The sequence below is a fragment of the Psychromonas sp. genome (assembly GCF_041586535.1).
Classification (GTDB): domain Bacteria; phylum Pseudomonadota; class Gammaproteobacteria; order Enterobacterales; family Psychromonadaceae; genus Psychromonas.
Genome location: NZ_JBFGZY010000226.1, coordinates 1 through 2,852 on the forward strand (window position 1 = coordinate 1; position 2,852 = coordinate 2,852).

The following is a 2,852-nucleotide window of genomic DNA, read 5'->3' on the forward strand; positions in this document are numbered from 1 at the left end:
AGGCCCAAGGCGTTACACAGGGTTTCTGCAAATTGCTTCGTATGGTTATGATCTAATTGATAATCTTTATTGGGATCAGCTAACAGCGTAGGATCCTGCCATAACGGAACACCATCTTTGCGCCAGTAACAGGCGTATTGCCAACGGGGTAAGGGTTCGCCGGGATACCACTTACCTTGCCCATAATGAGTAAAACCGCCTTTGGTAAAGACTTTATTCATTTCAGCAAATAAATTTTGCGCCAATACCCTCTTTTCTTTACCGTCAGCTTCAGTATTCCATTGCGGATGATCCATATCATCAATAGAGATAAAGGTAGGCTCTCCGCCCATGGTTAAATGAATACCTTCATCTTTATAGATATCATCAACTTGCTGACCTAAACGATTGATTGCCGTCCATTGCACTTCTGAATAAGGTTTGGTGACACGCGGATCTTCATGTACGCGGGTGACCTTATTATAAAAACTGAATTCAGATTCACACTTATCTATTCCCCCGGTAACCGGCGCTGCCGAGCTTGGCTCTGGCGTACAAGCCAATGGAATATGACCTTCACCGGCAAATAACCCGGAAGTAGGATCGAGTCCTATCCAACCCGCCCCGGGAATATAGACCTCGGTCCAGGCATGCAGGTCAGTAAAATCTTCTTCGGGGCCGCTTGGCCCGTCTAAGGATTTTTGATCGGAGGTTAATTGAATTAAATAACCCGAAACAAATCGAGCAGCCAGACCTAAATGACGAAACAGTTGTACTAATAACCAGGCAGAATCACGGCAAGAACCGGTCTTTTTACTCAGCGTCTCATTGGCAGTTTGCACGCCGGGCTCTAAACGAATGCCATAACCAATTAATTGATACACCACCTGGTTAACAGCAACTAAAAAATCAACACTCCTAAGCGCTTCTTTGGGTCGTACAGACTCAACCAAGTCTAACAACTTTTGGCTTGCTTTACGTTTTTTCAGATAGGGGGAGAGTTCAGCTTTAGTGACGGAGTCATATTTAAATGGGAATTCTTCTGCGTATTCCTCTAAAAAGAAATCAAAAGGATTAATGACGGTCATTTCAGCAACCAGATCAACGGTAAAACTAAACTCTTTGGTCGGTTTATTAAATACCACCCTGGCCTGATAATTACCAAAAGGATCCTGCTGCCAATTAATAAAATGATCTTCAGGTATTATTTTCAAAGAATAACTTTTAATTTTAGTACGGCTATGCGGAGCTGGTCTTAAGCGGAATATATGCGGCCCCATATTAACTAAACGATCGTATTTATACTCAGTATGGTGCGAAATACCAACAGTAATTGTCATTAACTAATTCCCCTTTAATAATCTACAGCTATATGTATAGCGCTGAAATGTCTTCTTGCATCACTTATTTAGTAAGCAATTTCTATTCCATCTTGGTAAAAATGAGCAAAATACTATTTTTAGCATAAAAAATAAAATAAAAATAAACAAAACACTATTTTTAACATAATTAACAAAATAAGCAATTGAATTTAATAGGTATTAACCCTATCGATAACAAGGTAAAGCAGATGTTAACTTTATCCATAGTGCAACACATGCACTAAAATAGTGCCCGATTAATAAACAAAAAATAATTGCTTCAGATAGCTTAGTAGAGAAACACAGAAAATTAATTAAAAAAATTCAGGTTTAAAAATACACTTGATTACTACCTCCAGGATGCCAATTTCAATCATGAAAAGTGGTTTTGCATCGACCGAAAATGTCCCCTTATTTCTTAACAATGCTGATTCCCGTATCTTTATGTAGCTCAGGCATAGCCTTTTTACAATAAAGCAGCGACAAGCCTTGCAAAGATGCTAACATTAAAGCGCTTTAAGCATTTTTAATAATAGTAAAACTGACAACACTGTTGAGAACGAATATTTCCTTGTTAATATTCTTAACTATGCTCATCTGTTTCCACTATTATCAACCTTTAAAGCAATGCATCTACTTTTCCGTTTTCATCGGATTTCAAACATCAAGAAAATTTATTTAAGGGAATATATAGTTATGCAAAAACTGACAGATGCTGGCGAGAATATCGTCAACGATCTAGCGTCACGTTATCATTTAAGTCACGATGCAGTGGTTCACATGCTAGTAGCTGTAAATAACGGTGGCGGATCAATGGCCCAATTTAACTGCCCTGAGCTCGGCGGTTCAGGACAGTGGATGCGTGGCGGAATGACAATGGTAGGCGATATGTTTAACCATGGGCTGAAAATGACAGTCGATAATCTATGTAATGAACTATCCAATGCACTTGCCAATAATCAGGTTTTTCCGATAATTCCAGCGGGTACTCCCGGAAGTAATCAATGGTGGCCAAGTGATCTGGGCAGCCCGTTTAGCAGCGGGGCACAAAATAATATTCGCTACGCGGTATTCCCTAATCGATTAGCCGTTGAGTTAAATGGGCAAGTATCAGTCTATGACACTCTCAATCACAATATTAGCGGTGTAAGCCAGCAGCAAGGCAGCAACACGTCACTTACATTCAATAGTCAATTTGGAACCATAGCAGTCAATAACCTGCCGTTAATTTCAGGACAGGCACTGCCCCCTGCACCACAAACCAACTTTGCGGAACCAATAGCAAAAGCAGCACCGCCACCTGCAACGAATCTAAATGATAAGAATGATTTCGCGCCGCAGCAACCGTTACAAAATAATATTCAGCCTTCAGATAAGACAAGTAGACAATATGATATAAATGATACACTGGAAATAATAGGGAAGTTAGCGAAGCTGCGCGATGCAAACGCGATAACAGAAGAGGATTTTAATAGCAAAAAGGCTGAATTACTGAGCCGAATCTAAGAGTAA

Annotated in this window: 2 protein-coding genes; one reads left to right on the plus strand and one right to left on the minus strand. The window is 39.9% G+C overall.

Features of this window, described 5'->3' with window-relative positions; genetic code table 11:
- The coding region (locus ABZA00_RS16780; protein ID WP_372883296.1) for a transglutaminase family protein at positions 1-1,319 on the minus strand (1,319 nt) is incomplete at its 3' end.
- Positions 1,320-2,036: 717 nt separating this feature from the next.
- Here ABZA00_RS16780 and ABZA00_RS16785 point away from each other — a divergent pair.
- Entirely contained in the window at positions 2,037-2,846 is an 810-nt protein-coding gene (locus tag ABZA00_RS16785) for an SHOCT domain-containing protein (RefSeq protein WP_372883297.1), read from the plus strand.
- Positions 2,847-2,852: the final 6 nt, after the last annotated feature.